Raw genomic sequence first — 21,683 nt, 5'->3', positions numbered from 1 at the left:
AATCCGATACTCCTTGACGTCCAGACCGATCGGTCAGGTATTGTGACCGGGCTCACCTGAGCATCGGCGTAGGCTTTGAGGGAAAATGTGACCTTCACCTCTCCAGGCAGCGCTCACCACACGTTCGACGAGTGGGAGAGCGAGATCTGCCAGACATTCGTACCGCTGCACGCGCGGCCGCCTAGGGAATCTGTCCGCCGATTTCGAGGCGGCGTCGAAGCCAAGGACTTCGGGACGGTGATGCTGGCGGAGGTCGTGGCATCTACGGCGGTGGTCGAACGCACACCGCGACTGATCCGTCGCGATGACCCTGAGTTCTACAAGTTCGGCCTACAGGTTTCCGGCAGCTGCGTGATCCAGCAGAACGGCCGGGAGGCCGCATTGGGACCCGGGGACTTCGCGATCTACGACACCTCGCGCCCCTATCGCATCTCCTTCGGCGACGAGTTCCGCATGATCATCGCGATGTTCCCGCGCGTCCTGGTCCAACTGCCGGCCGCCCGCATGGACGGCCTGACCGCCGTCCGTCTCTCGGGGGATCAAGGCCTCGCCTCGTTGCTCACACCGCTGATGCGCGGCCTGTCCGCGGACACCGGATCTACCGGCGGCGTCATCGCCGCGCACCTGGGCGACGCAGTCGTTGACCTCGTCACTGCGGCGTTCGCCCAGCAGCTCTCAGCGACCTTGCCCGAAGGCTCAACCGCCGGCCACCGCGCGCTGGTCGCACAGGTTTATCGGTTCATCGATGAGAACCTGCCCGACCCGGACCTGTGTTCAACCCAGATCGCAGCCGCTCACTTCGTCTCGGTGCGGCTGCTCCAGAAGGTGTTCGAGGCCGGAGGCGAGTCGGTCACCTCCATCATCCGGCAGCGGCGCCTCGAGCGCTGCCGCCGCGACCTCGTCGATCCGGCGCTACGCGACCGGCCGATCTCCACTCTCGGGGCTCGCTGGGGGTTCCCGGACGCCGCCCACTTTTCCCGCCTGTTCCGATCGACCTTTGGCGTGTCTCCACGCGACTACCGACAGGCTGCGGTACCTGATCCACCTCGTTCAACGACGCCGCTCAATCTCGCGAGCGCGGTCGAGCCGGCGCCCCTTGCGGTACAGGGCGCGCACTGACTCGAACGTGCCAGCCCTTCGACGACTGGTTGAAGGGCTGGCGCGCTTTGGTTCTGGGTCACAGGACGATGGTGACCACTTTCTCCTCGCCACGCGAGATCGATATCCCGGCGACCGCGACCCTGCTGCCGATCGTCACAGTGAACCAGGGCAAACAGGGATGAACTTGACAAATCAGATTCCACAGAAAAACGAAGCTGCTCAAGCGACAAATGTATGGGAGAGCGGGCATCGCTCTCCTGCGTCACCGCATCCTCCTCGGATAACGCCACCACCGAAAGTGCGCCAGAGCCGTTGCTGGGATAGACCCCTCTGGGTTGATGTGGTGGTTATGTGTTGTCGTCGGTTTCTTCTTGTTTGATGGCAGGGTCGTTGCGGAAGAAGGCGTTGCCGTAGGAGACGCGGATGACACCATGGGGGTTTGTTGCGAGGTCGTAGACGTTTTCGAAGGGTACGAGAGCGATGATGCCAATTTTGTAGGTGGTTTTGCTGGGGAAGGGGCGGCGTTCGGGAGGCAGGGGCATGGTGATGTGGAAGGAGAGGAACTCCGCGTTGATTCGGGATTCGTCGTATTCTGGTGGTTGTCCTTCAGTCAGTGCGGCGTTGGCGAACGCGATGGAATTGTTGACATCATCGCCGGTGATGGTGATGGTGAGGGCGTCAAAGGCGTAGTGCGGGAAGGTTGTGGGGTGGCGTGCCTGCCAGTCTTGGTGCTCGGCGTCGGTGAGCAGGGCTGTTCCGATGTAGAGGCCGAAGATGTCTCCGCCTTGCGCGGTGAGGCGTTGGGCGGGTGGTGTGTCGGCGTCCTGGTACCGGAACAGCCCGTGCGTTCCGATGAGAACGCGTTCGTGTGGCTCAACGTGGTCGTCTGTGACGATTCCGACACGGACTCGTGGTGTGTCCAGCGGCTGGCCGAGGACCAGCCGCCGGACCTCCCCTGCGACTGTGGCCTCGAGCCGTGTCCAGATCGCGGTTCGCTCGTCTTTTTTGAACGGGGACAGCCGGTTGTCCTCGGGATCCTGGGCGATGCCGATGAGAAGGCTTTTGCCGGTGCGCATCGTGGCGGTGATCTGGTCGACGTTGGCGCGGATGTAGGGGTGCACCTGGCCGTCGGGGCCGGCGAAGGGTGCGAACACCCGGGCCGGGTCGGTGCTGTCACGCCAGGGGAACAGGTCGTCTCCGCCGGGGGTCGGGATGACTCTGGGGCGGTGGAGCCGCCGGAGCAGCTGCAGTCCTTCGCGTTCCAGTTCGGCCTGGTCCGGAGGGTAGGTCACCTCCAGACCGCCATCGGAGCGGCGCCGCGTGGCGACCTGGCGCGGGGCGTTCCGCGCGGCTGTGTCGCCAGCGGGTCCGGATGACAGGGGTACGCCGCCAGGCGGGACAGCCATGTGCAGGTGCGCCCATCGGGTGCGGTACTCGGTGGCGAGGGCTTCGGCGAGATGCTGGGGACCGTGCACGTGCGGCCGACTGATGAGCCCGTGGTCGCTCAGGTAGATCTGGTAGGCGACCAAGTCCACCATCGTGGTGTAGTCCTCATGCTGTTGCGCGGTCGGGCGCCACGGCAGGAAAAGACGCAGCTCGGCACTCGCGCGTGTACGGAAACCGTTCGCCAGCACCGGGGACATTGCCGTCCACATCCGAGGTCGCCGGCCCGGCTCGGCCAACGTCGGCAATCCCGGCGCATTCTCACGTTCCTGGCCAGCTCGGCCGCGGCGCCCCCGACCGTGGGCAGGGTAGAAGACACCGGCCGGAGTGTCGCCTGCCTGGCGGGTCGGCAGCACGACCGTCTCAGGCACCGGCCTCTCGGAGATACCCGTGCCAGAGATGCCCGTATCAACGGGGCGTGCCGAACCGCCCAGATCAGCGGCATTCATCTCAGTCGCGGGTGGTATGGACACGGGTGGCCCCACGGGGGAGCCCGGTCCGGGCTGCCGCGCTGTGGTCGGTGCGGGCGTGAGGGAGGTGGTTGCGTGGTAGAAGCCCTGATCGTCCTGAACAAGGTGGTACACGGGTGGATTCTGGCCGCTATCGGCAGGCTGGAACGAGTGTGTCTCCCCGGTGTACTGAAGGACCGAGAGGGTGACACCCAGCCTGTTGACGATCAGTGTCTGTATCGAGCCGCCTCCTGTCCACCATGTGTCCATCGGAAGCGGCCACTGCAGCTCCTCCAGCAACGCCCGGACCGACACCTGCTCCAGTCCCACACGGAGCCGGCGTGCCAGCAGTTCGACCGGCACCGTCGCCAGCACCGCCTCGAAGAACCCGTTACCCACACCGGACGTCGGCACCACGACCAGCCCACGCTCGCCCGCCAACCGCGACAAGCCCACACGATCACCCGGCCCGGACATGTCCAGACCCGCGGCACCAACGTTGCCAGGGTCGCGCCTGCGCCGCTTCTCCGGAGATCGCCTGCCCGGCTCGACGGCCGAGTCACGGTCACCGGACTCACTGTCGTCAGAGTGACCGCCACCGGCGGGCACCCGCCGCTTGCCGACGGCCGTCGTAACCGGCATGTCGACATCCGGCGTATCGACATCCGGCGTATCGACATCCGGCATGTCGACATCCGGCGTATCGACATCCGGCGTATCGACATCCGGCGTATCGACATCCGGCATGTCGACATCGACGTTGGTCATGACCAACGCGCCGGGCTGGGCTGTGGGCAGCGCGGCCGACGGGCGCGTGACGGGACCCGACGTCCCCTGCCCGGGCAGGGGACGTGTGGCGTCGTAGTGGTTGACGCCGTTGTACGCAAGGTAGTAGACGCCCTCCTGGCCCGGGGCGACGTCCTGGCCCGGGGCGACCTGGTTAGGGCTCAGATTGCGGATGGTGACATCCAGCACCCCGGAGACCAACTGCGGAGCGATATCACCACTGGTGTTGGCCCACGAACCAGCTTGCAGGAAGTCATCCCGGATCTGGGCTCTCCACGCCGCGAACTCGGGGTCATCCTGGTCATAACCCTGAGCAAGGAGCCGCACAGCCCAAGCCAATTCCTGCTCAATAGCCATGCTGTAAAGCCCCAGCACGAAATCGGGGTCCTGCAGTGAATGCTCGTAAGCCTGGGCCAACAGGACACGCAGCCCACTGACCGTCATCGGCTGGCCCCGGTGAAGCATCGCCGACCGCAACACCTCCTCCGGCACCGTCTGCAACACAGCGTTGTAGAAACAGTCACCATCACCGGGCACCTCAACCACCCCCAACCCCCGCGCCCGCGCCGCCTCCCGCAACGCCACGTCCGTGTCCAACGTCGTCTTCGCCCCCTTCCCCCAGGCGACGAAGACGACCGTCTGGCTGACCATGCCACCGGACAGATCAGCCACCCGCGTCGCCGTGTAGGCCTCGCCCGTATCGGGATCGGTCTGGCCGCGCAGACCCCGCACCCACGCATGCAACACCTGCCTCGCCGGCGCCGGCAAGCTCATCAAGGTGAGCGGTAGGGGAAAATAGGGATCCAGCTCAGGCTCGCCCATGATGAACAGCTTCAGATCCGGAACCCCATCCGGATCATCCGCACGAGGCGGGCGCCACTCCAGCACCCGATCCCGCAACTCAACAGGCACCGCCTTCGCCATCTCCCCCCAGATGGCGACGACACCGGTCTGGCTGACCATGCCACCGGACAGATCAGCCACCCACGTCGCCGTGTAGGCCTCGCCCGTACCGAGCTCGGTCTGGCCACGCAGACCCCGCACCCACGCACGCAGCACCTCTCTTGCCGGCTTCGGCAAGCTCATCATGGTGAGCGGTAGGGGAAAATAGGGGGCCAGCTTAGGCTCGCCCGTGATGAACCGCTTCAGATCCGGAACCCCATCCGGATCATCCGCACGAGGCGGGCGCCACTCCAGCACCTTATCCCGCAACTCATCAGGCACCGCCTTCGCCATCTCCGCCCAGATGCCTGTGGCGACCGTCTGGCTGACCAGGCCGCCGGAAAGAGCAACCACCCGCGTCACTGTGTAGGCCTCGCCCGTACCGAGCTCGGTCTGGCCACGCAGACCCCGCACCCACGCATGCAACACCTCCCTCGCCGGCTTCGGCAACCTCCTCTGGGTGAGCGGTAGGGGAAAATAGGGATCCAGCTCAGGCTCGCCCATGATGAACAGCTTCAGATCCGGAATCCCATCCGGATCATCCGCACGAGGCGGGCGCCACTCCAGCACCCGATCCCGCAACTCATCAGGCACCACTTCCGCCACATCCGCCCAGCTGTTGGTGACACCCGTCTCACTGACCATGCCACCGGACAGGGCAGCCACCCGCGCCGCGTTGTAAGGCTTGTTGGTGCCGGGATCGGTCTGGCCACGCAGACCCCGCACCCACGCACGCAGCACCTCTCTTGCCGGCTTCGGCAAGTTCCTCAAGGTGAGCGGTAGGGGAAAATAGGGGGCCAGCTTAGGCTCGCCCGTGATGAACAGCCTCAGATTCGGAACCCCGTCCGGATCATCCGCACGAGGCGGGCGCCACTCCAGCACCCGATCCCGCAACTCATCAGGCACCGCCTCCGCCATCTCCCCCCAGATGGCGATGACACCGGTCTGGCTGACCATGCCACCGGACAGATCAGCCACCCGCTTCGCCGTGTAGGCCTTGCCCGTATCGGGATCGGTCTGGCCGCGCAGACCCCGCACCCACGCACGCAACACCTCCCTCGCCGGCGCCGGCAAGTTCCTCAAGGTGAGCGGTGGAGGGAAATAACGAGCCAGCTTAGGCTCGCCCGTGATGAACAGCTTCAGATCCGGAACCCCATCCGGATCATCCGCACGAGGCGGGCGCCACTCCAGCACCCGATCCCGCAACTCAACAGGCACCGCCTCCGCCATCTCCGCCCAGATGCCTGTGGCGACCGTCTGGCTGACCATGCCACCGGACAGATCAGCCACCCGCTTCGCCGTGTAGGCCTCGCCCGTACCGAGCTCGGTCTGGCCACGCAGACCCCGCACCCACGCACGCAACACCTCCCTCGCCGACTCCGGCAACCTCCTCAAGGTGAGCGGTGGAGGGAAATAACGAGCCAGCTTAGGCTCGCCCGTGATGAACAGCTTCAGATTCGGAACCCCGTCCGGATCATCCGCACGAGGCGGGCGCCACTCCAGCACCTTATCCCGCAACTCATCAGGCACCGCCTCCCCCATGTCCGCCCAGCTCTTGGTGACGACCGACTGGCTGACCATGCCACCGGACAGGGCAGCCACCCGCTTCGCCAGGTAGGCCTTGCCCGTATCGGTATCAGTCTGGCCACGCATACCCCGCACCCACGCACGCAACATCTCCTTCGCCGGCGCCGGCAACCTCTTCTGTTTGAGCGGTGCGGGAAAATAACGAACCAGCTCAGGCTTGCCCGTGACGAACAGCTTCAGATTCGGAACCCCGTCCGGATCATCCGCACCAGGCGGACGCCACCCCACCACCAGATCCCGCACTCGCGCGGGTATCCCGAGAGTGCCGAAGGCGGCCTCGTGGGAACCGGCCTCGCTGTCCCCACCTGCCGAGGCAGGTTCTGTCTTAGTCCTGGCCGAAAAAGTCGACCAGCCGACACCGGGGTTGGTGTGACTGCGCGCCGCGAGTACCGCCGCGACAACCTGGTCCGCGAACAACTCGGCACGCCGCGCCCGCATGATCAGCACGTCCCAGCCCGGCACGTGACGCAACTCGGCCTCCGCCGTCTCCGCCGCATGCCGCAACCGGCGGCGCTCGTGCCGCCGACGCGGAGGCTCGCGCACCCCTCGCCGCCGTACGGCCCCCGAGGTCGGTGGCGGAGGTGTTGGGTTGATCGACACGCCGGTGCCGCCGACCGAGTTCACCCAGGCCGCGTGCGTGTCTGTGTGGCCGGCCATGACCGACGTCCCTGGCTGACTGTCCCTGGCCATTCCGGTGGGCGTTGCCGCCGGATCGACTTCGAACGGTGGTGCTTTGGGGAGTGGGGTGCCTTCGGGTAGTTCGGGGGTGACGATGTTGTCCTGGCGCAACGGTGTGTCGTGGCCGGTCGGGGTGAGGTCGTCGATACCGAGGTTGCGAGCCAGGACGTCGACGAATCGCTGCGGCACCTTGATGTCGGTGATCAGGCGCGGCTTTCCGTCCGGGCCGATCTCCGTGTGGCGGCCCATGACGGTGCCACTGATATCGAGCCTCTTCGGCTTGTCCTCGACATTCTTGTCCTTGGCATTGTTGTCCTTGGCATTGTTGTCCGGCTTCGGCTGGTTCTCGGCGTACTCCTCCGGTTGGCCGATCATGTGGCCGAACTCGTGCGCATAGGTCACGCTGGGCATGCCCGGCCGCCAGTGCAGATGGTCGATCTCGTGGTCGGCATCGATGGTCACCGCATGGTGCAGCGGATCGTCCGCCGACTTGGGCTGGATACGGAAACGCAGCAGGTCACCATTGCGCAGGCGCAGATTCGGCTGGTTGTAGTACCAGTCGACGGCAAGCTGAGCCTCCCGCAGCACCTGCTGCCGGACAAGGACATCCTGACGGCCCTTCGGCTGGAGGTCGACGAACACCGTGACCTCCACGACGGTGTCCACGCCCCGCCGCCCCCGCCGGACCTCGAACGCCGACCGCACCGGCTTAGGCCAACCCGGCGCCATGTGGATCCGGCCACCCTGCTGCGCGGGAGCTGCAGCGAGCGACTCACCCCGCGGATAGCCGTGCGGCGTGCCATAGACCGGCGGAACCTGAACAGGCACAACCGGGACGTCACCGAGATCACTCGCATCCGTGACATCCGAGCGGTCACCATCGAAGACCGACTCGACCTCGGATACCTCGACATCGGATACCTCGACGTCGGAGTGATCTGTCGCCGGTTCGCCCGGGACATGGGTGTCGGCGACGGGGCCCGCATCGGCGATAGGTGTGTCCGTCCGGCCGAGGACGGCAGGCGCCTGCTCGACCGGGGCGATGCTCTGCGGCGAAGGGGTGTCGCTCACGCTCGGCGCAGGGGTGACATCGCCCAACGCGGGGCTGCGCGGCACCTCAAACTCCCGCTCCAGCGGCAACCTGCCAAGATCCGACCGTCCACTGGAAACGGCCCCGGCCTGATCCCCGGACGGCACGGACTCCGTGCCGCCCCGAACCGGGCTCGACGAACCCGATTGGGGATTCACCGGGGTCGCAGATGTCTGCGGCGCGACGGTGACCGGACCCGCCGGGCCGCCCGCCTGCCCAATCGGTGAGACCGGCCCCGCGTGCGAAACGTTCAACGGCGGCAAGTCGACCGGCACCGCGCCCGGGTGACCAAGCCGCGGACCATCGACGTTGTGTCCCACCGGGCCCTGAACCCCGAGATCACCCAACGCGGAACCCTGCGGAATACCGGACTCCCGCACCAACGGCAACCGACCGTCGTCGGACTCTCCACTGGGGACATGCTCCCCGACCTGACCGCCCGACCGTGTCGGATCGGCGCCACCCAAAGCCAGGTCCATGTGTGGGGTCGTCGGCGGGGTCGTCTGCGCGAACGGACCACTCGGCGGGCTCGTCACCGGCAGTGGACCGGCCTGCGTCGGAGGCTGATCCGTTGGCGTGTGATCCGTCGTCGCCTGGGTCGGGATCGGCTGGGGCGCAACGGAGGTCGGGTCCGCCGTATCGCCCGGCAGCGCACTCGGCGCGTGGGGATCCACCCCATTGAACAGTGGCGAGTCGACAGTCACCGGCGGCGCGGTCACCGTGTCCGTCAACGGGACCGGAACCGGAGTGACGGTCGGGTCGCCGACGACCTGGCCCGGATCAACGGAATTCCGTCCTTCGACAGTCGGTCCGTCCGGAACCTCGACCCGCGACCCCTCAACCACCGGGGCATCGATCCGCGGACCCTCCAGCGGCTGGTCGTCCAGCCGTGGACCAGCGATCACCGGGGTGTCCACCACGGGGACGTCGATCACCGGGTGTTCGATCCGCGGCCCGTCGGCCACTGGGCCGTTGATCGGTGGCGGAGTGTGCGGCAGGATGGAGTGCGGTGCCGGCTGATCAACGCCGAGCTGCTCCAAGTGTGGCCCGGTCTCGGCGGGCCGATCCCGGCCTGGCAGGTCCTGCCCTTGCGGATCGTGCCCTGGCGGCTTGTTCTGCGGCGCCCCCGCAGGGATGTTCGACGGCGCGCCGACGACCAGCGGCACGTCCGTGCCAAGCCCATCAAGGCCGGGCGCATCCGCACCAGGCCCGTCAACACCCGGCGCATCCGTCTCAGGTCCGTCAACACCCGGCGTCTGCGAACCAGGCTCGTCAACACCTGGCGTGTCCGTCACTGGTCCGTGAACACCCGGCGTGTCCGAGCCGGGCCCATCGACACCCGGCGTGTCCGTGCCGGGCTTGTCGACGCCCGGGGGCAACTCGGACTCCACGTCCTGCGTGATCGGCGTGGGGGGCCCGTCGCCACCGTCAGTCGTGCCCTGTGGCCCGCTCGGCGTGACCGAAGTCGGCCGCTCGAGCGCATCCATGTTGGGCATCTTCGGCCCGTTGACCAGATCGTCGATCTTGTCACCGACCTCGTTGGCGCCGTGCTCCAGGGAACCGGAGTTGAACCCGCCGACCACACCCATCCAGGCATCCGACAGGTTCCCACCCGTCACACCGGTGACACCAACGCCCACGATGCCTTCCGTGACGCCCTCGGTCAGACCGGAGAACAGCACTGTCTTCGAGAAATCCGGGGTGAACTTCTCGCCAAGCTTGCGCAAACCGGACATGAGGCCACCCGCCGCCGCACCCGCGACCGCACCGATCGCGATCGAGTCCCAGTCCACGGAGTGTCGATTACCTTCGACCTTCTGGTGCAACTGGACCAACGCGCCCTGAGCCACCTCCTCAGCGGCCTCCTCCACGGCCTCCTTCACCGCCAACGTCACGGCGTCCCTGAGCGCGAAGATCTGAGCGACCGCCAAACGGGCGCCGGCAATGAACTCGGGCACCATCCACGCGGTGAACGGGCTCGTCAGCGCCCACACAATCGACGACGCGAAGAACGTGAGCTCGTACATCGTCGAGTAGTTACTCGACTCCACGTTCAACGCGAAATCGTCCAGGGCATCCCCCTGCGTCCCCGCCAAGCCGGCAACCTGCGGCAACGGCACCACCACCTCGTCCGCGTTCCCCCGGAACGCCCGGCCGGCATTGCCCCCGATAGCGTCATCAACCCCGGCCGCCGCACCGGCGATCAGGTATCCCAGCCCATCAAGAAACACGGCCAGCTCGCGATACCGATCCGCCGTCGCCCGAGTCGCCGCAACATCGACCTGATCTCCCCTGGTACCAACGATCGACACCGTCAACCAGTCAAGCCACTCCGGGAAATAGACATCCGCCGCCACGATCGATCAGTGCCCTTCCAACAGTGGTCAGTGGCGGCCCGGCCGCGACGATGGTCGGCAGGTCCACCGCGCCTCGCAGCGCCAGTGACAGAAGTCCCTGTCACCGAGGTCCCGAATGGTCGTGATGCCGGCGCGCAATGCTGTCGTGGCCGCGAAGCGCATTGCGGCCGCGACAGCATCGTCGTCGCGCTCGGCGAGCGGCTTCACCGAGTCGGAGCTCGCGTCGAAGGCGAGGTGCACATGAGGGTCGATCAGACCAGGAAACAGGGTGGCGCCCGGAAACTCCACCACGGTCTCCCCATGCCGCAGATCCGCCGCGCAGCCGACTCCGGCTATCGTCGTTCCTTCGATGATCACGACGGGTTGTCCACCGGACTGGCCGTTTCGCCGTCGAACAACCGTGACCACGAACGCCCATCGGCGCGCCACCCTAATTGATGGCGAGCACGACCACGATCCGAGGCAGTATTTCTCACAAGCGCGTGGTGTTGGGACTGGTCCGGCTTTCGGCTTGGGCGAGTAAGACCAGGATCGGAAGTACTTCCTCTGTGAACTTCTCACCGGCTGGTGTCAGGGTGATGGCGGCAGGGGCCGGCGGCCTCGCCAGGAGTGTCGCGCCGACGGCGTGATTGAGGTCGGGTGTCCGGGGATCGCCAGCAGCCGCTTGATGCGAATCCCCACCCGCCTCCGCTGGAAGCAACCTCAGGAACGGCAGGGGAAGATCGAAACCGCTTGAACTCCCGCCCACCGGTTGTCGGGGCGGTCGCCATGGGTCTCGACGATACTGCCGCACGCCGGCCGCATCCGGCCGTCTGCAGCTTGAACTCGCGCCCGCCCGCGTAGCCCCAGACCTCAATCAGCTCCACATTCTGACTGAAGCCGATCTTGGTGTTGATGCACACGCCCGCAGGCACCGGCCACGTCACCGTGCCCCTCGCGGGGAACCGAACGAATGAGGTGTAGTTCCCCACCGAACACACCTTCAGCACACCACCACTCGACGCTGCTGACGCGGGCGCGGCGGCGGCCACACCCACTGTCGTGGCCACCACGGCCGTCAGCAGAGCGGCAAAACGGGCACGCTTGAGAACGTCAGCGCGAACACTCATCCGGGATTCCATCCTATTTCGTCGTGCGTGTACCGCTGAGAGTCAGCCTATTCAGAAACTCCTCGATCTCACGACCCCGACCAGAAATATTGGGAGTGTCCGGGCCGTCATTGAGGTAATAAAAGGCAACCGAATCGTCGTCGGCCTGGCCGCCAGCAGCCCGAGGAACCGTCCCCGACCCAGGTCGCCAGGGCCGCAGCGGTGCTGGCCGCGGCGCGGCGGCCAATCGTGTTGGCCGGGCACGGCGCTGCCCGTGCCGGCACGGGCGCCGCACAGGTGCGCTTTACCGAACAGCCAGGGCTGCCGGTGGCGACAACATTCCACGGCAAGGGGCGTGTTCCCCGATGACCACCCCCATGCCTTGGGCGCGGTGGGTTTCATGCGGCACGACTACACCAACTTGGCTTCGATGACGCCGACGTGATCGTCTGTGTCGGATACGAACTCCACGAGTTCGACCCGGCCAAAGTCAACCCCAGTCGGGACAAGGCCGTCCTTCACCTGCACCAGTTTCCCGCAGAAAGTGGAGCTGCACCACCCGGTCACCGTAGGCCTGCACGCCGACCCCTTCCCGGTCGCTGGACGCACTCGCCGCGCCGCCATGAACCCACCGATATCGTCCTGACCGACACCGGGGCGGCGAAATGTGGATGTCGCGGCTATATCCCACTTACGAGCCGAACACCTTCCTCGTCTCCAACGGGTTGTCCACTATCGCCTTCGCGCTCCCTGGAGCGCTCGCGGCGGAACGCCGCTGACTGGTGGCAGATCGTGATGGGCAGCAGTTTCCGGAGCATCGTCATGCGCATGGACGACGATGCGTTGCATCACGTGCGCTCCGACATTGAGGAATGGCTCACCCGCAACGGAATTCGGCAGCTCACCACGAACATCAACTACGTGGGTGCGCAAGAAGCCCTGACCACGTCAGCCGGGCAGGCTAGAAACACCGGCCAGATCGCCCCTGCTCTGCCTGCACGTATGACCGCCCGGGCAGAAATCAGCGCCATAGAGGCAACGGGCACTACAGTTCGACTGAAAGGAGAGTTCGTGTACCGCAAATTCCCGCACAACGGCGAGCGATCGCAACATTCTGTCCGTCGCAATATCGCTATTCACTGAGCCTTTCGAGTAACGTGCGTGGCGTTGTGTGATCAACTGATGTTGATCAGGTGGTTCGGTGGTTCTCGTGGTGGAGCAGGACAAGCGCCGCCCCGACGATGTCGCCCAAGAAGTCGGAGATCGTGTACTCGATCATCCGCGAGTCGATCCGGTCGATGGCGGAGCGGGCCTGCCGCGCGACCACCTGGCCGATGATGTCGGTGGCGTCCCGCGCCTTGGCCGCGATGTCGGCGACCTGGGCCCGCAGCGCGCGCTCGCCAAGGGGCAGCCGCGATTGCGGCGTAGAGCTTTGTATGTGGTCTTGATCAGGGAGTTGGCGCGTTCGCCCAGGCAGCGCAGGGCGCCGTGGACGGTGTTGTAGGGCTGTTGGTCCACGGTCAACGTAGTGTCGGCGGGCTTCTTGAACGGAATGCGGAAGATGTCGAGTTCGCCTTCGTACCCCAGATCGGCCATGGCGAGGGCGCCGTCGCCGACCCACTCGGTGATTCGGGCCAACAGATCCAAGTCGGCGCGGGCGGCGCTCATGTCGTGCTCCCGACCGGGACGCACCCCGGAGTCCACAATGGCCACCCGTCCGGGCGGACACGACCTGCACGTTCCCACCATTCCCATCCCCACCCGGTGCGCCGCCCCGAATCCACGACGATCACAAAGCGCGACAACCCCGTTACGCGGAATTAGCTCGGTTGACCGTTCGTGAAGGGATGGCACATTCTGATGCGGAACAAAGAGCGGTTCCACATGCCGGAACCGGCCCCGACCCGTGTAGCGCCAGGCGCGATTCGGCGATGCACGGGTGGGTCACCATCTGCCGGCGGAGAGGATGATCGCCTTGTCCGATTCGATCGATCGACCGGCTTTCGGCCAGTGCCTACTCCGCCACCGGGCTAAGGCCGGTCTGTCCCAAACAGAGCTCGCTCGCGCCTCGGGTATGAGCGTTCGGGCCCTGCGCGATCTCGAACACGGACGTGCGTCGGCGCCGCAGGCACGCTCGACCGAATTGCTCGCCGAAGCTCTCCGGCTGGCAGCGGCTGAGAGAGAGTCTTTCCTGTTGCTGGGGAAGGAGGGGCGGCGCCGATCCGGACACGCGGCAGGCCAGACACTGCTGTACGGCCTGCCCGCTGTTCCCGAATTGATCGGCAGGGAGGCGGAGCTGCGGCAACTGTCCCAGGAAGCTACGACAGGTGGGGTGGTCGTGATCATCGGCCCTCCGGGGGTGGGCAAGACCTCGCTCGCCGTGACCGCGGCAGGCAGACTCGCGTCGCGATTCCCCGACGGCTGTCTCGCAATCAACCTTCGTGGCGTCGACGACCGGCCGGTGACCACCGGTGCCGCGCTGGAACAGCTGCTGGCCGCGTTGGGCATTCAGCCGAGTCGCATCCCGGCGGACCAGAACGAGCGCGCCGACTTGTTCCGCACGCTGTTGCGGGACCGACGCGTGTTGGTCGTGCTGGACAACGCGGCCAACGAGTCCCAGGTCCGGCCGTTGCTCGCGACCGGTGCCCACAGCCTGACGATCGTCACCTGCCGCCGAGCACTCGCGGGACTGGAGTCGGCGCGCTGGTTGCCACTCGACGTGCTGCTCGCGGAGAACTCGGTCGACATGATCGCCTCGATCGTCGGCGAAGCGGTCGTGCGGGAGGAACCGGAGGCGACGGGTGAGTTGGTGGCGTTGTGCGGCAACCTGCCGCTGGCCGTGCGGATCGTCGGCAACAGGCTCGCGAATAGGAGGCGTTCGGTCGCGGCGGTGGTCCAGCAGATGCGTGACGAGCGGCTGCGACTCGACTCACTGACCGCGGGTGACCTGCAGCTGCGCTCCGCCTTCGAGGTCTCCTTCCAGCGGCTGTCACCGCCCGCGCAGCTGGTGTTCCGCCGGCTCGCGCTGATCGCGGGCGCCGACTTCGACGACGAGTTCGCCGCCGTCGCATGCGGCCTGCCGGTGGACGAGATCGGCCTGGCGCTCGACGAACTGGTGGAGGCCTCGCTGCTGGCCATCACCTCGGTGTCCAACCGCCTGCAGTTTCACGACCTGATCCGGATCTTCGCCCGGGAACGCCTGGCCGCCGAGGAGCCGGAAGACGTGCGCCACCGGCTGCGCGACGAGTTCTACTCGTATGTCCTGGGCCGTGGTGTCGCGGCGGGGAAGCTGTTCTTCGCCGACGTCCGGGAGGTACCCGCGGACAACCCGTTCCGGTCACTGGAACAGGCGCGGACCTGGCTGGTACAGGAGGCGACGACCTGGTTCCCGGTGCATCAGGAGGCCGCCGCGCTCGGCTGGCACCGCGAAGTACTCGACTTCTCGTTCTACGCGCAGCGCTACGTCCAGAGCCGCGAACTCGAACACGACTGGCTCGCGGTTCACTCCGCCGGGTTGAAGGCGGCTAGGGCCCTCGGTCTGCGGGACAAGGAGGTCGACTCACTCACCCAGGTGGGCTGGCTGCAGAGCTTTGTCGCAGGCGAGCACGAACTCGCTTTCGCCACCCTGTGCACAGCTGTCGAGATCGCGGAGACAGACAGTTACCACAGCGGGCTCATGGTGGCGCGATGCGCGAAAGGTCTCGTGTTGCTCCGTCTTGGCCGGGTGGCCGAGGCACTCGAGCTCAACCGGCTCGCCTATGAGATGTCCGCGGACTACGACTTCTTCGCCCTGCGGTCGTGGATGGCCGTGTCGTACGGCGCCGCGTTGTTCGCCGTCGGCAGGTTGGAGGAGTCCCTAGCGGTCTACCAGTCGCTGCTGGCCGAACTGACCAGCCGGGAAGGTGAGACGAACCGCGACATGGAGACCAAGGCCCGCGTGCTGATGCTCTCCAAAGCGGGCGACTGTCTCGCGGGCTTGCAGCGGTGGCAGGAGGCAGCGCTGAGCTATCGCGCGGCGCGATCCGCACAACCCGACGACCAGGTCGCGGTGTACGTCAGTGAGGCCGAGCTCGCGCTGAGCGAAGGTGTGGCCTGGCGCAACGCAGGCAAGCTCGACACTGCCCGCGCCTGCCTGGAGCACGCACTCGAGCTGTTCACCGGACCCGCGACCGGCGCGGACCGCGAGCGCACCGAGGCGGAACTCGCGCTGCTCGGCTGAACCGGTCAGCCGACCGCCGTGAGCCCTTCGACCCGCGACGGCGTGATCGCGTACAGATCGGCCGCGGCCAGCGTGCGGGATGCCGCGATGGTCGCCAGCCGCTGGGCCAGTCGGTGGGCGTCCCACGCGGTGTGTTCGCCCACGGTCAACAGCCCACGCAGTGCGTCGGCCACCTCCTGCGGCACCCGGTGCCCGCGCCGGGCGAGTTGCCGCACCGCCAGTGTGGTCAGCTGGTCCACGTCGTAGGCGCCGAATTCCCACCGTTGCTCGAAACACTCGTCAAGGGTGTGGGCGAACTCCCCCAGCCGTTCCAGCGACCGTTCTTCGCCGGACAACAGAACCACCGGGCCGTTCTGGTCGGACCGGATCGCCTCGGCCAGCGCGGCGACGAGCTCGGTGCGCAGGTCGAGCGAGTCGGTGGTCCAGTCGGCGTCCGCGTCGAGCAGCAGCACGCCACCGTTCGCCTCGTCGAACGCCGCGGACACCAGGCTGGCCGCCTGGCCCGGCCAGCGCGGGTAGAGGTCGCCGCCGATGGACACCCGGGTCAGGTGGCCGCTGCCAACCAGGCGGAGCTCGGCGAGGCTCTGGGCGTAAAGCGCGGCGACTCTGCGGCGGCCCATGCCCCGTCTGCCCGCCAGCACGATGTTCGCGTGCCCGCCCAGGCCCCTGTTGCGCGCTTTGAGCTCGGTGAGCAGCACCAGCGTGCGGCCTGCCGCCTCGCACACGTCCTCAAGGCCGGTGAGGGCGGAGAACCGCTGCCAGCCCAGGGTCGCCTGAACCGCGGCGACCGGGTCGAGGTTCGCGTCAGACAGCTCCGTGCGGGGTTTCAATTCGCGGAGCGCGACCAGTTCGCCTGCCAGGTCCTGCGCGGTGAGCCGGTTGAGTTCGGTGTCCCTCTCCGGCTGTTCCAGTGCGAGCCGGGACGCCTGGTCGCTGACCATCGCCTCGAACAGCTTGCGCGCCACCCGGCCGTTGCCGAACGTGTCGTTCTTCGGCACGCGCTCGAAGTAGTCGGTGAGCGCGTCGACTGCGTCGTCGGTCAGTTCGTAGTAGTGCTTGCGGCACAGGTTCGTGGTGATGGTGACCAGTTCGTCGACGCTGTAGTTCGGGAACTCCACGGTCTTGGAGAACCGCGAGGCCAGACCGGGGTTCGAGGCGAGGAACTGTTCCATCAGCTCGGAGTAGCCTGCCGCGATGACCACGATCTCGTCGCGGTGGTCCTCCATCATCTTCATCAGCGCGTCGATGGCCTCCTGACCGAAGTCGGGGCCGCTGCCACCGGACTGGCTGGACAGCGTGTACGCCTCGTCGATGAACAGCACACCGCCCATCGCCTTGGTCACGACCTCGGTGGTCTTGATGGCCGTGGAGCCGATGTACTGGCCGACCAGGTCGGCGCGCGCGACCTCGATCATGTGGCCGCTGGACAGGAAGCCGAGTTCGGCCAGCACCGAGCCGTAGAGTCGAGCGACCGTGGTCTTGCCGGTGCCCGGAGGACCGGCGAACACCAGGTGGCGGCTCATCGGGGGCATCGGCAGGCCGAGAGCCTTGCGGCGCTGGGACATCTTGATCAGGTTGATCAGCCCGAGCACCTCGTGCTTGACGCCGTCGAGGCCGATCAGCTCGTCGAGCTCGGCGAGCGGCCCCTCCAGCGTGGACCCCATGGCGTTACCGAGCGACTGGCTCTCACCGTCGCGGTGCGGCCCAGAGACCGCCGGACGCTGCCGTGGCGCGGCTTCTGCCTCGCGGGCCTGCTCGCCGGTGACCATGCCGGTCACCGACAACCGCTCGTGCTCGACGACCCGGCGCACCGGACTGCCGCCGCTGCCGGTGACCGTGCACTCCGCGATGGTGACGTTCTCCTCGGTGTCCAACAAGAAGCCGTCGCCCGCGCTGTCGGTCACCTCGCACCCGCGCGCCTCCCCACGCGAACCGCTGAGCAGCTGCACGCCGTGGCGACCGGCCGACCGCACCCGGCAGCGGATCAGCCGCACCACGCTGCGCACGCTCGCGCCGATGCCGTCCTCCGGCGCGCCGACGACCTCACTGTCCTGAATGGACAGGTGCGCGCCCTCCGCCCGGACACCACCGCCGCGCAGGGAGGTGGACGTGAACTCGGCGTGCGCCCCGCTCAGCACCGTGACCAGGTGCGCCGCCGATCCGGTGAACCGCACGTCGGTCACCTCGCCGTGCGAGTCCTCGGTCAGCGAGAGGCCGAGCGCGTCGCCGACCTCGATCTCCGCGTCGGCGAGCACCAGCCGCGACTTGCCCTTCACCAGCACGGCGGGGCCGGACTCGGGCACCGCTCGCAGACCCTTCACCCGCACCGAGGACTCCGCGTCCACCAGCATGCAGCCTTCAGAGGTGCCCTCGACCTGGAGCGTGCCGAACTGGGGACGTGACCCTGAGTCCACGAGCACGCCGATCGGGCTGCCGTTGATCCGGCAGTCGTCGAGCCGGGGCTCCGCGCCACCGGTGACGTAGATGGCGGTGTGGCCCGCCGAAGAGAACCGGCAGCCGCGCAGCACCGGGGTCGCGCCGCCCGCGATGTGCGCCGACTGCGCCCCCGCCCCGGTGAACTCCGAGTCGGTGACCACCACCTTGCCGGTACTGCGCACGTACAGGTCGAGGCTCCCGCTCCCGCTGACGGTGACCTCGCGGATCTTGGCGTTCGACTCCTGTTCCAGCACAAGCGCGGGTTTCGCGGAGTCGACGATCTGGCAGTTCTCGATCACCACCCGGCTGCGACCGTTGACGCAGATGCCGTTGCCGCCCGCCCGGCGCACGGCCACGTGGCGCAGCTCCAGCGAACCCTCCTCGGCCACCACGATGCCGGAGGAGGCCGCGTCGAGCACCTCACAGTTCTCCGCTGTGCTCGGCAGCGAGGAGGTGATCACGATGCCGGCGCCGCCGGTGCTGGTGACCGTGCAGCCGCGCAGCACCACGCTCCCCTGGCCGTGCGCGAGCACGGCCGCCCAGGATGCCGCCGACACCTGGCAGTCCTCGATGGCCACCTCGCCGTGCCGGATGTCCAGCGCGGGGTGGTCGGTGTCCTCACCGGACAGCACGAGCCCGGAGAACTGGGCCGCGCTCGCGGCGACGACGGCGACGCTGCCGGTGCCGGTGCGAGCCACCACCTCGACGGTCCCGGGACCGTCTTCGGCGGTGATGGTGACGATCCGGCCGATCACGAGGTTCTCCTCATAGCGGCCGCGCAGCACGTTGATCGTCGCGCCGTCCCGGGCGTCCCGGAGCGCGGCGCTGATCGTGGGGTAGGAGCCGGGCCGGTCCACGGCGACCACCAGCAGTTGACGGTTCATCGTGTCTTCTCCTGGGTTGCCGTGGTCCGCACCAGGCCCGGCAGCGTGCTGAACCGGGCCGCCGCGACCGGCGGCACCCGCACCTCGCCCTGAGCATCGGCGTAGGAGTCCAGCTGACGGCGCAGCGAGTTCACCGCGAGCTCGTCGAGCGACGCCCGGTTGGTGTCCACCCGACCGCTCTCGTCGATCTCACCGGTCGCCAACTCGCGCAACAACACCAGGCCACGCTCCCCCGGCCGGGGCTCGGCCAGGTCCAGCACCTTGAAGCTGGTGCCGGGGACGAACAGCACCCGGTCGATGGTCGGTTCCTTCTCGGGCTCGAGCAGCTTGGTGCGACGTGCGGTCATCGACCACAGCAATACGTCCACCTCGTGTTCTTGCTGCTGCCGCGCGCACGGAGCGCTGAGCGCATGGACAAAACCCCACTCGGTGAAGAACTTCCGACTGCGGTAGAGCTCCCACTCCGCCGCGGTCGGCGTGGCGGCGAACATCGTGGCGCCCCGGTGTGAGGGCAGCCTGCTCAGTCCGGCCACGACACAGCGCGCGAAGGGCACGTGCGGCCCGGTCGCACCCGAGCGCAGCGGGAGGTCGACATCGTCGCCCGCGTCGGACAGGTAGAGGCGGATCGCCACGGCGTCGGTCAGGACCGCCCCGGCCGAACGCTCGATCGCGCCCTGGAAGCCAGGATGCTCGGACAGCACCCGGGTCACCGAGTTGGACATCGCCCCATATTCGCGGCTCAAGGCGCGGCGCAGCCAGGTACGTTCCTCGTCCAGCCCGCGGGTGGGGATCAGTGCGGCGGCGCCCGCCGCCGGAGTCGGCTGCAGCGCGGCGACGAGCGGCGCGCGGTTCGGCGATGGGGCGGCCTGATCGGTCTCCGGAGCAGGCACGTCGCCGGAGGTGACGCCGGACAGCGACGTATCGGCTGGCGCAGGCGACGGCACCAGCTCGGTCGTCGGCACCTCCGTCGGCATCGGTCCGACGCTGGAGAAAATGGCTGTGACGCCGGCAGGCCGTGCAGCGATAGGGTTCAGCGCGACCGGGGGCTCGACCACGGCGAAGGGAACGCCGGCTGCGGGGCTGTCGACCGGTGCACCGACCTCAGGGTGCACGCTCGCGGGAGCGGCCTGCTCGACGGGTACGGCCGGGGGTTCGGCGGGCGCCACTGGCGGCGCCACGACGTCCTGCTCGACCACCGCGGCGGCCGGGCCGGCGATCGCAGGCTTCGGCATCAGCCGTTCCGGCCGCAGGTTCTCCGGGCTCATGGTCACCGTCTCGAGCGACAGCGAGACGTCCGCCGCGAACGCGGGCCGCTCGGAGGCCACGCCGCGATCATCAACTTCCGGCACGGCGACCAGTGCCCGGCCACCCACCTCGAGTCGCTGCCGCATCAACGCATCCACGGGCACTAACCGGCTCAGGTACCTCGTCGCCGGGTCGAGGCGGCCGAGGACGTCCTCGGCGAGCTCGCGCAGATGCCGTTGCCCCTCCTCATACAGCACCACGTGCCGGGTGGCGTCGGGCTCGGCCGCCCGGACCGCGGCTGCGTGCCCAACCTCGGTTGGCGGCCGCAGCCACAATCCGGACGGCACGACCTCCAGCACAGCGTGCGGCGAGTACTGGAACACCGCTCGCGTTACCTCATCGACCCCGATGAACGGCGGGCGGTAGGCGGTCAGCACCGATGGGGGCGCAGGCAGGCCTGGCTCGGCGGGCAGGTAACTCATCTCCTCGGCGAGCGCCCGCCAGCCGAGCGTGCCGTCCTCGCGCAGCGTGAAGACGTCTGGTTCAGTGCGCGAGCCGAACGGGATGCCGGTGTAGCAGATGACCTCCTGCCCCAGCGCATCGGCAGCGGCTTGGCCGAAGCGGGTGTCACCGGGCAACGTGATGGGTCCGAACTTCACCAGCCGCAGCATCGCCCGCAACGGTTCCGGTGCCCAGCTCCAGAAGCGGACGATGTCCTGCGTCGTGACCGGCGGAGTGTCCGGGCATCCGACCACGACCACGCACACGTCGGGCTGGGACGGCAGTGACTCGACAAGTCGCTTACGGTGCCTGCTCAGCGCGGCCTCCGGGCCGCGCGGGCGCAGCCACACGCCACCGGGCAACGGCTCGGCCACACCACCGGCGCTGGTCGGCAGGATCTCGCTGAGCAAGGTCGCCTCCTCCCACAGTGGGCGGGGGAACCTCTTGCCGTCCAACTGCGGCGGCTTGCCCGGCTGAAAGCGCATCCAGCCACTGCTCCAGCCCGAGTCGACGAACAGCGTGCCGTCAACCCCGGGCATGACCGACCCATCGGGTGCGATGACCGTGCGGCCGAGCCGTTCGCAGAGCCACCGACCGGCGAGAGCGGTAGTCTCCCTCGACCGGCCGCCGATGATCAGCCGGAGGCCACAGCGCTTGCGGGGCAACAGCCTCGCCGCCTGCTCCCACACTGCCACGGAACTCTCCAGGGGCAGGTCCAGAACGACCAGTTGGTACTCAGGGTCGGGGGCAAGGCGCAGCGCCAGGTCCCTCGTCTCGGCGCGCAGCGCGTTGCGCGGGTGCACCACGAGCGCGTTGCCGATCGTGTGGCCGATCATCTCCCGGCCATCACCACGGTTGGGTTCACGACGCTTCATCA

At 67.6% G+C, this 21,683-nt stretch carries 11 protein-coding genes; 5 read left to right on the top strand and 6 right to left on the bottom strand.

Annotated features, from left to right (window positions below):
• Positions 1-87: 87 nt before the first annotated feature.
• Entirely contained in the window at positions 88-1,119 is a 1,032-nt protein-coding gene (locus C8E96_RS13485) for an AraC-like ligand-binding domain-containing protein (protein WP_166657982.1), read from the top strand.
• A 329-nt stretch (positions 1,120-1,448) separates the two neighbouring features.
• Here the strand turns inward: C8E96_RS13485 and C8E96_RS13480 are convergent, their stop codons facing one another.
• The gene (locus C8E96_RS13480) at positions 1,449-10,433 is read right to left on the bottom strand and encodes an OTU domain-containing protein (RefSeq protein WP_133794417.1); all 8,985 of its coding nucleotides are present in this window, start codon (positions 10,431-10,433) and stop codon (positions 1,449-1,451) included.
• A 27-nt stretch (positions 10,434-10,460) separates the two neighbouring features.
• The gene (locus tag C8E96_RS33245) at positions 10,461-10,790 is read right to left on the bottom strand and encodes an amidohydrolase family protein (RefSeq protein WP_166657981.1); all 330 of its coding nucleotides are present in this window, start codon (positions 10,788-10,790) and stop codon (positions 10,461-10,463) included.
• 953 nt (positions 10,791-11,743) lie between these two features.
• Between C8E96_RS33245 and C8E96_RS33240 the strand changes: the two genes are divergently transcribed.
• The 3 genes from C8E96_RS33240 (at position 11,744) to C8E96_RS13465 (ending at position 12,664) form a co-directional block, all read left to right on the top strand.
• Positions 11,744-11,890 carry a hypothetical protein gene (locus tag C8E96_RS33240; protein ID WP_166657980.1) on the top strand — a complete coding sequence of 49 codons (147 nt, stop codon included), beginning with the start codon at positions 11,744-11,746 and terminating at the stop codon, positions 11,888-11,890.
• Between the two features lie 296 nt (positions 11,891-12,186).
• Positions 12,187-12,300, top strand: a complete 114-nt coding sequence (locus C8E96_RS34480) for a thiamine pyrophosphate-dependent enzyme (protein WP_166657979.1) — start codon at positions 12,187-12,189, stop codon at positions 12,298-12,300.
• Positions 12,301-12,349: 49 nt separating this feature from the next.
• Complete coding sequence (locus C8E96_RS13465; RefSeq protein WP_133794415.1) at positions 12,350-12,664, top strand: hypothetical protein; 315 nt, start codon at positions 12,350-12,352, stop codon at positions 12,662-12,664.
• Positions 12,665-12,710: 46 nt separating this feature from the next.
• On the opposite strand, the gene C8E96_RS34020 is transcribed toward C8E96_RS13465, so the two are convergent.
• Both C8E96_RS34020 and C8E96_RS34620 read right to left on the bottom strand, forming a co-directional pair.
• Positions 12,711-12,848, bottom strand: coding sequence for a hypothetical protein (locus C8E96_RS34020; protein WP_176926868.1), 138 nt, complete (start codon positions 12,846-12,848; stop codon positions 12,711-12,713).
• Positions 12,797-13,270, bottom strand: a complete 474-nt coding sequence (locus tag C8E96_RS34620) for a transposase family protein (protein WP_407642677.1) — start codon at positions 13,268-13,270, stop codon at positions 12,797-12,799. Before C8E96_RS34620 ends, C8E96_RS34020 begins: the two co-directional genes overlap by 52 nt.
• Positions 13,271-13,487: 217 nt before the next feature.
• Between C8E96_RS34620 and C8E96_RS13455 the strand changes: the two genes are divergently transcribed.
• Positions 13,488-15,740, top strand: coding sequence for a helix-turn-helix domain-containing protein (locus C8E96_RS13455; protein WP_091384420.1), 2,253 nt, complete (start codon positions 13,488-13,490; stop codon positions 15,738-15,740).
• Between the two features lie 5 nt (positions 15,741-15,745).
• Here C8E96_RS13455 and C8E96_RS13450 read toward each other — a convergent pair whose 3' ends face one another.
• Entirely contained in the window at positions 15,746-19,060 is a 3,315-nt protein-coding gene (locus C8E96_RS13450; protein ID WP_176926869.1) for a right-handed parallel beta-helix repeat-containing protein, read from the bottom strand.
• The gene (locus C8E96_RS13445) at positions 19,057-21,681 is read right to left on the bottom strand and encodes a hypothetical protein (RefSeq protein ID WP_133794411.1); all 2,625 of its coding nucleotides are present in this window, start codon (positions 21,679-21,681) and stop codon (positions 19,057-19,059) included. Before C8E96_RS13445 ends, C8E96_RS13450 begins: the two co-directional genes overlap by 4 nt.
• Positions 21,682-21,683 lie beyond the last annotated feature (2 nt).

The organism is Actinokineospora alba, from assembly GCF_004362515.1.
GTDB lineage: Bacteria > Actinomycetota > Actinomycetes > Mycobacteriales > Pseudonocardiaceae > Actinokineospora > Actinokineospora alba.
The sequence above is the reverse complement of the archived record's forward strand: the minus strand, read 5'-3'. Positions and strand labels throughout refer to the sequence as shown.

Bases quoted from the DNA above. Each gene is read 5' to 3' on its own strand.
- C8E96_RS34480 (WP_166657979.1), top strand. From the start codon at position 12,187: ATGTGGATGTCGCGGCTATATCCCACTTACGAGCCGAACACCTTCCTC.
- C8E96_RS13465 (WP_133794415.1), top strand. From the start codon at position 12,350: ATGGACGACGATGCGTTGCATCACGTGCGCTCCGACATTGAGGAATGG.
- C8E96_RS34620 (WP_407642677.1), bottom strand. From the start codon at position 13,270: ATGGTGGGAACGTGCAGGTCGTGTCCGCCCGGACGGGTGGCCATTGTG.
- C8E96_RS13455 (WP_091384420.1), top strand. From the start codon at position 13,488: ATGATCGCCTTGTCCGATTCGATCGATCGACCGGCTTTCGGCCAGTGC.
- C8E96_RS13450 (WP_176926869.1), bottom strand. From the start codon at position 19,060: ATGAACCGTCAACTGCTGGTGGTCGCCGTGGACCGGCCCGGCTCCTAC.
- C8E96_RS13445 (WP_133794411.1), bottom strand. From the start codon at position 21,681: ATGAAGCGTCGTGAACCCAACCGTGGTGATGGCCGGGAGATGATCGGC.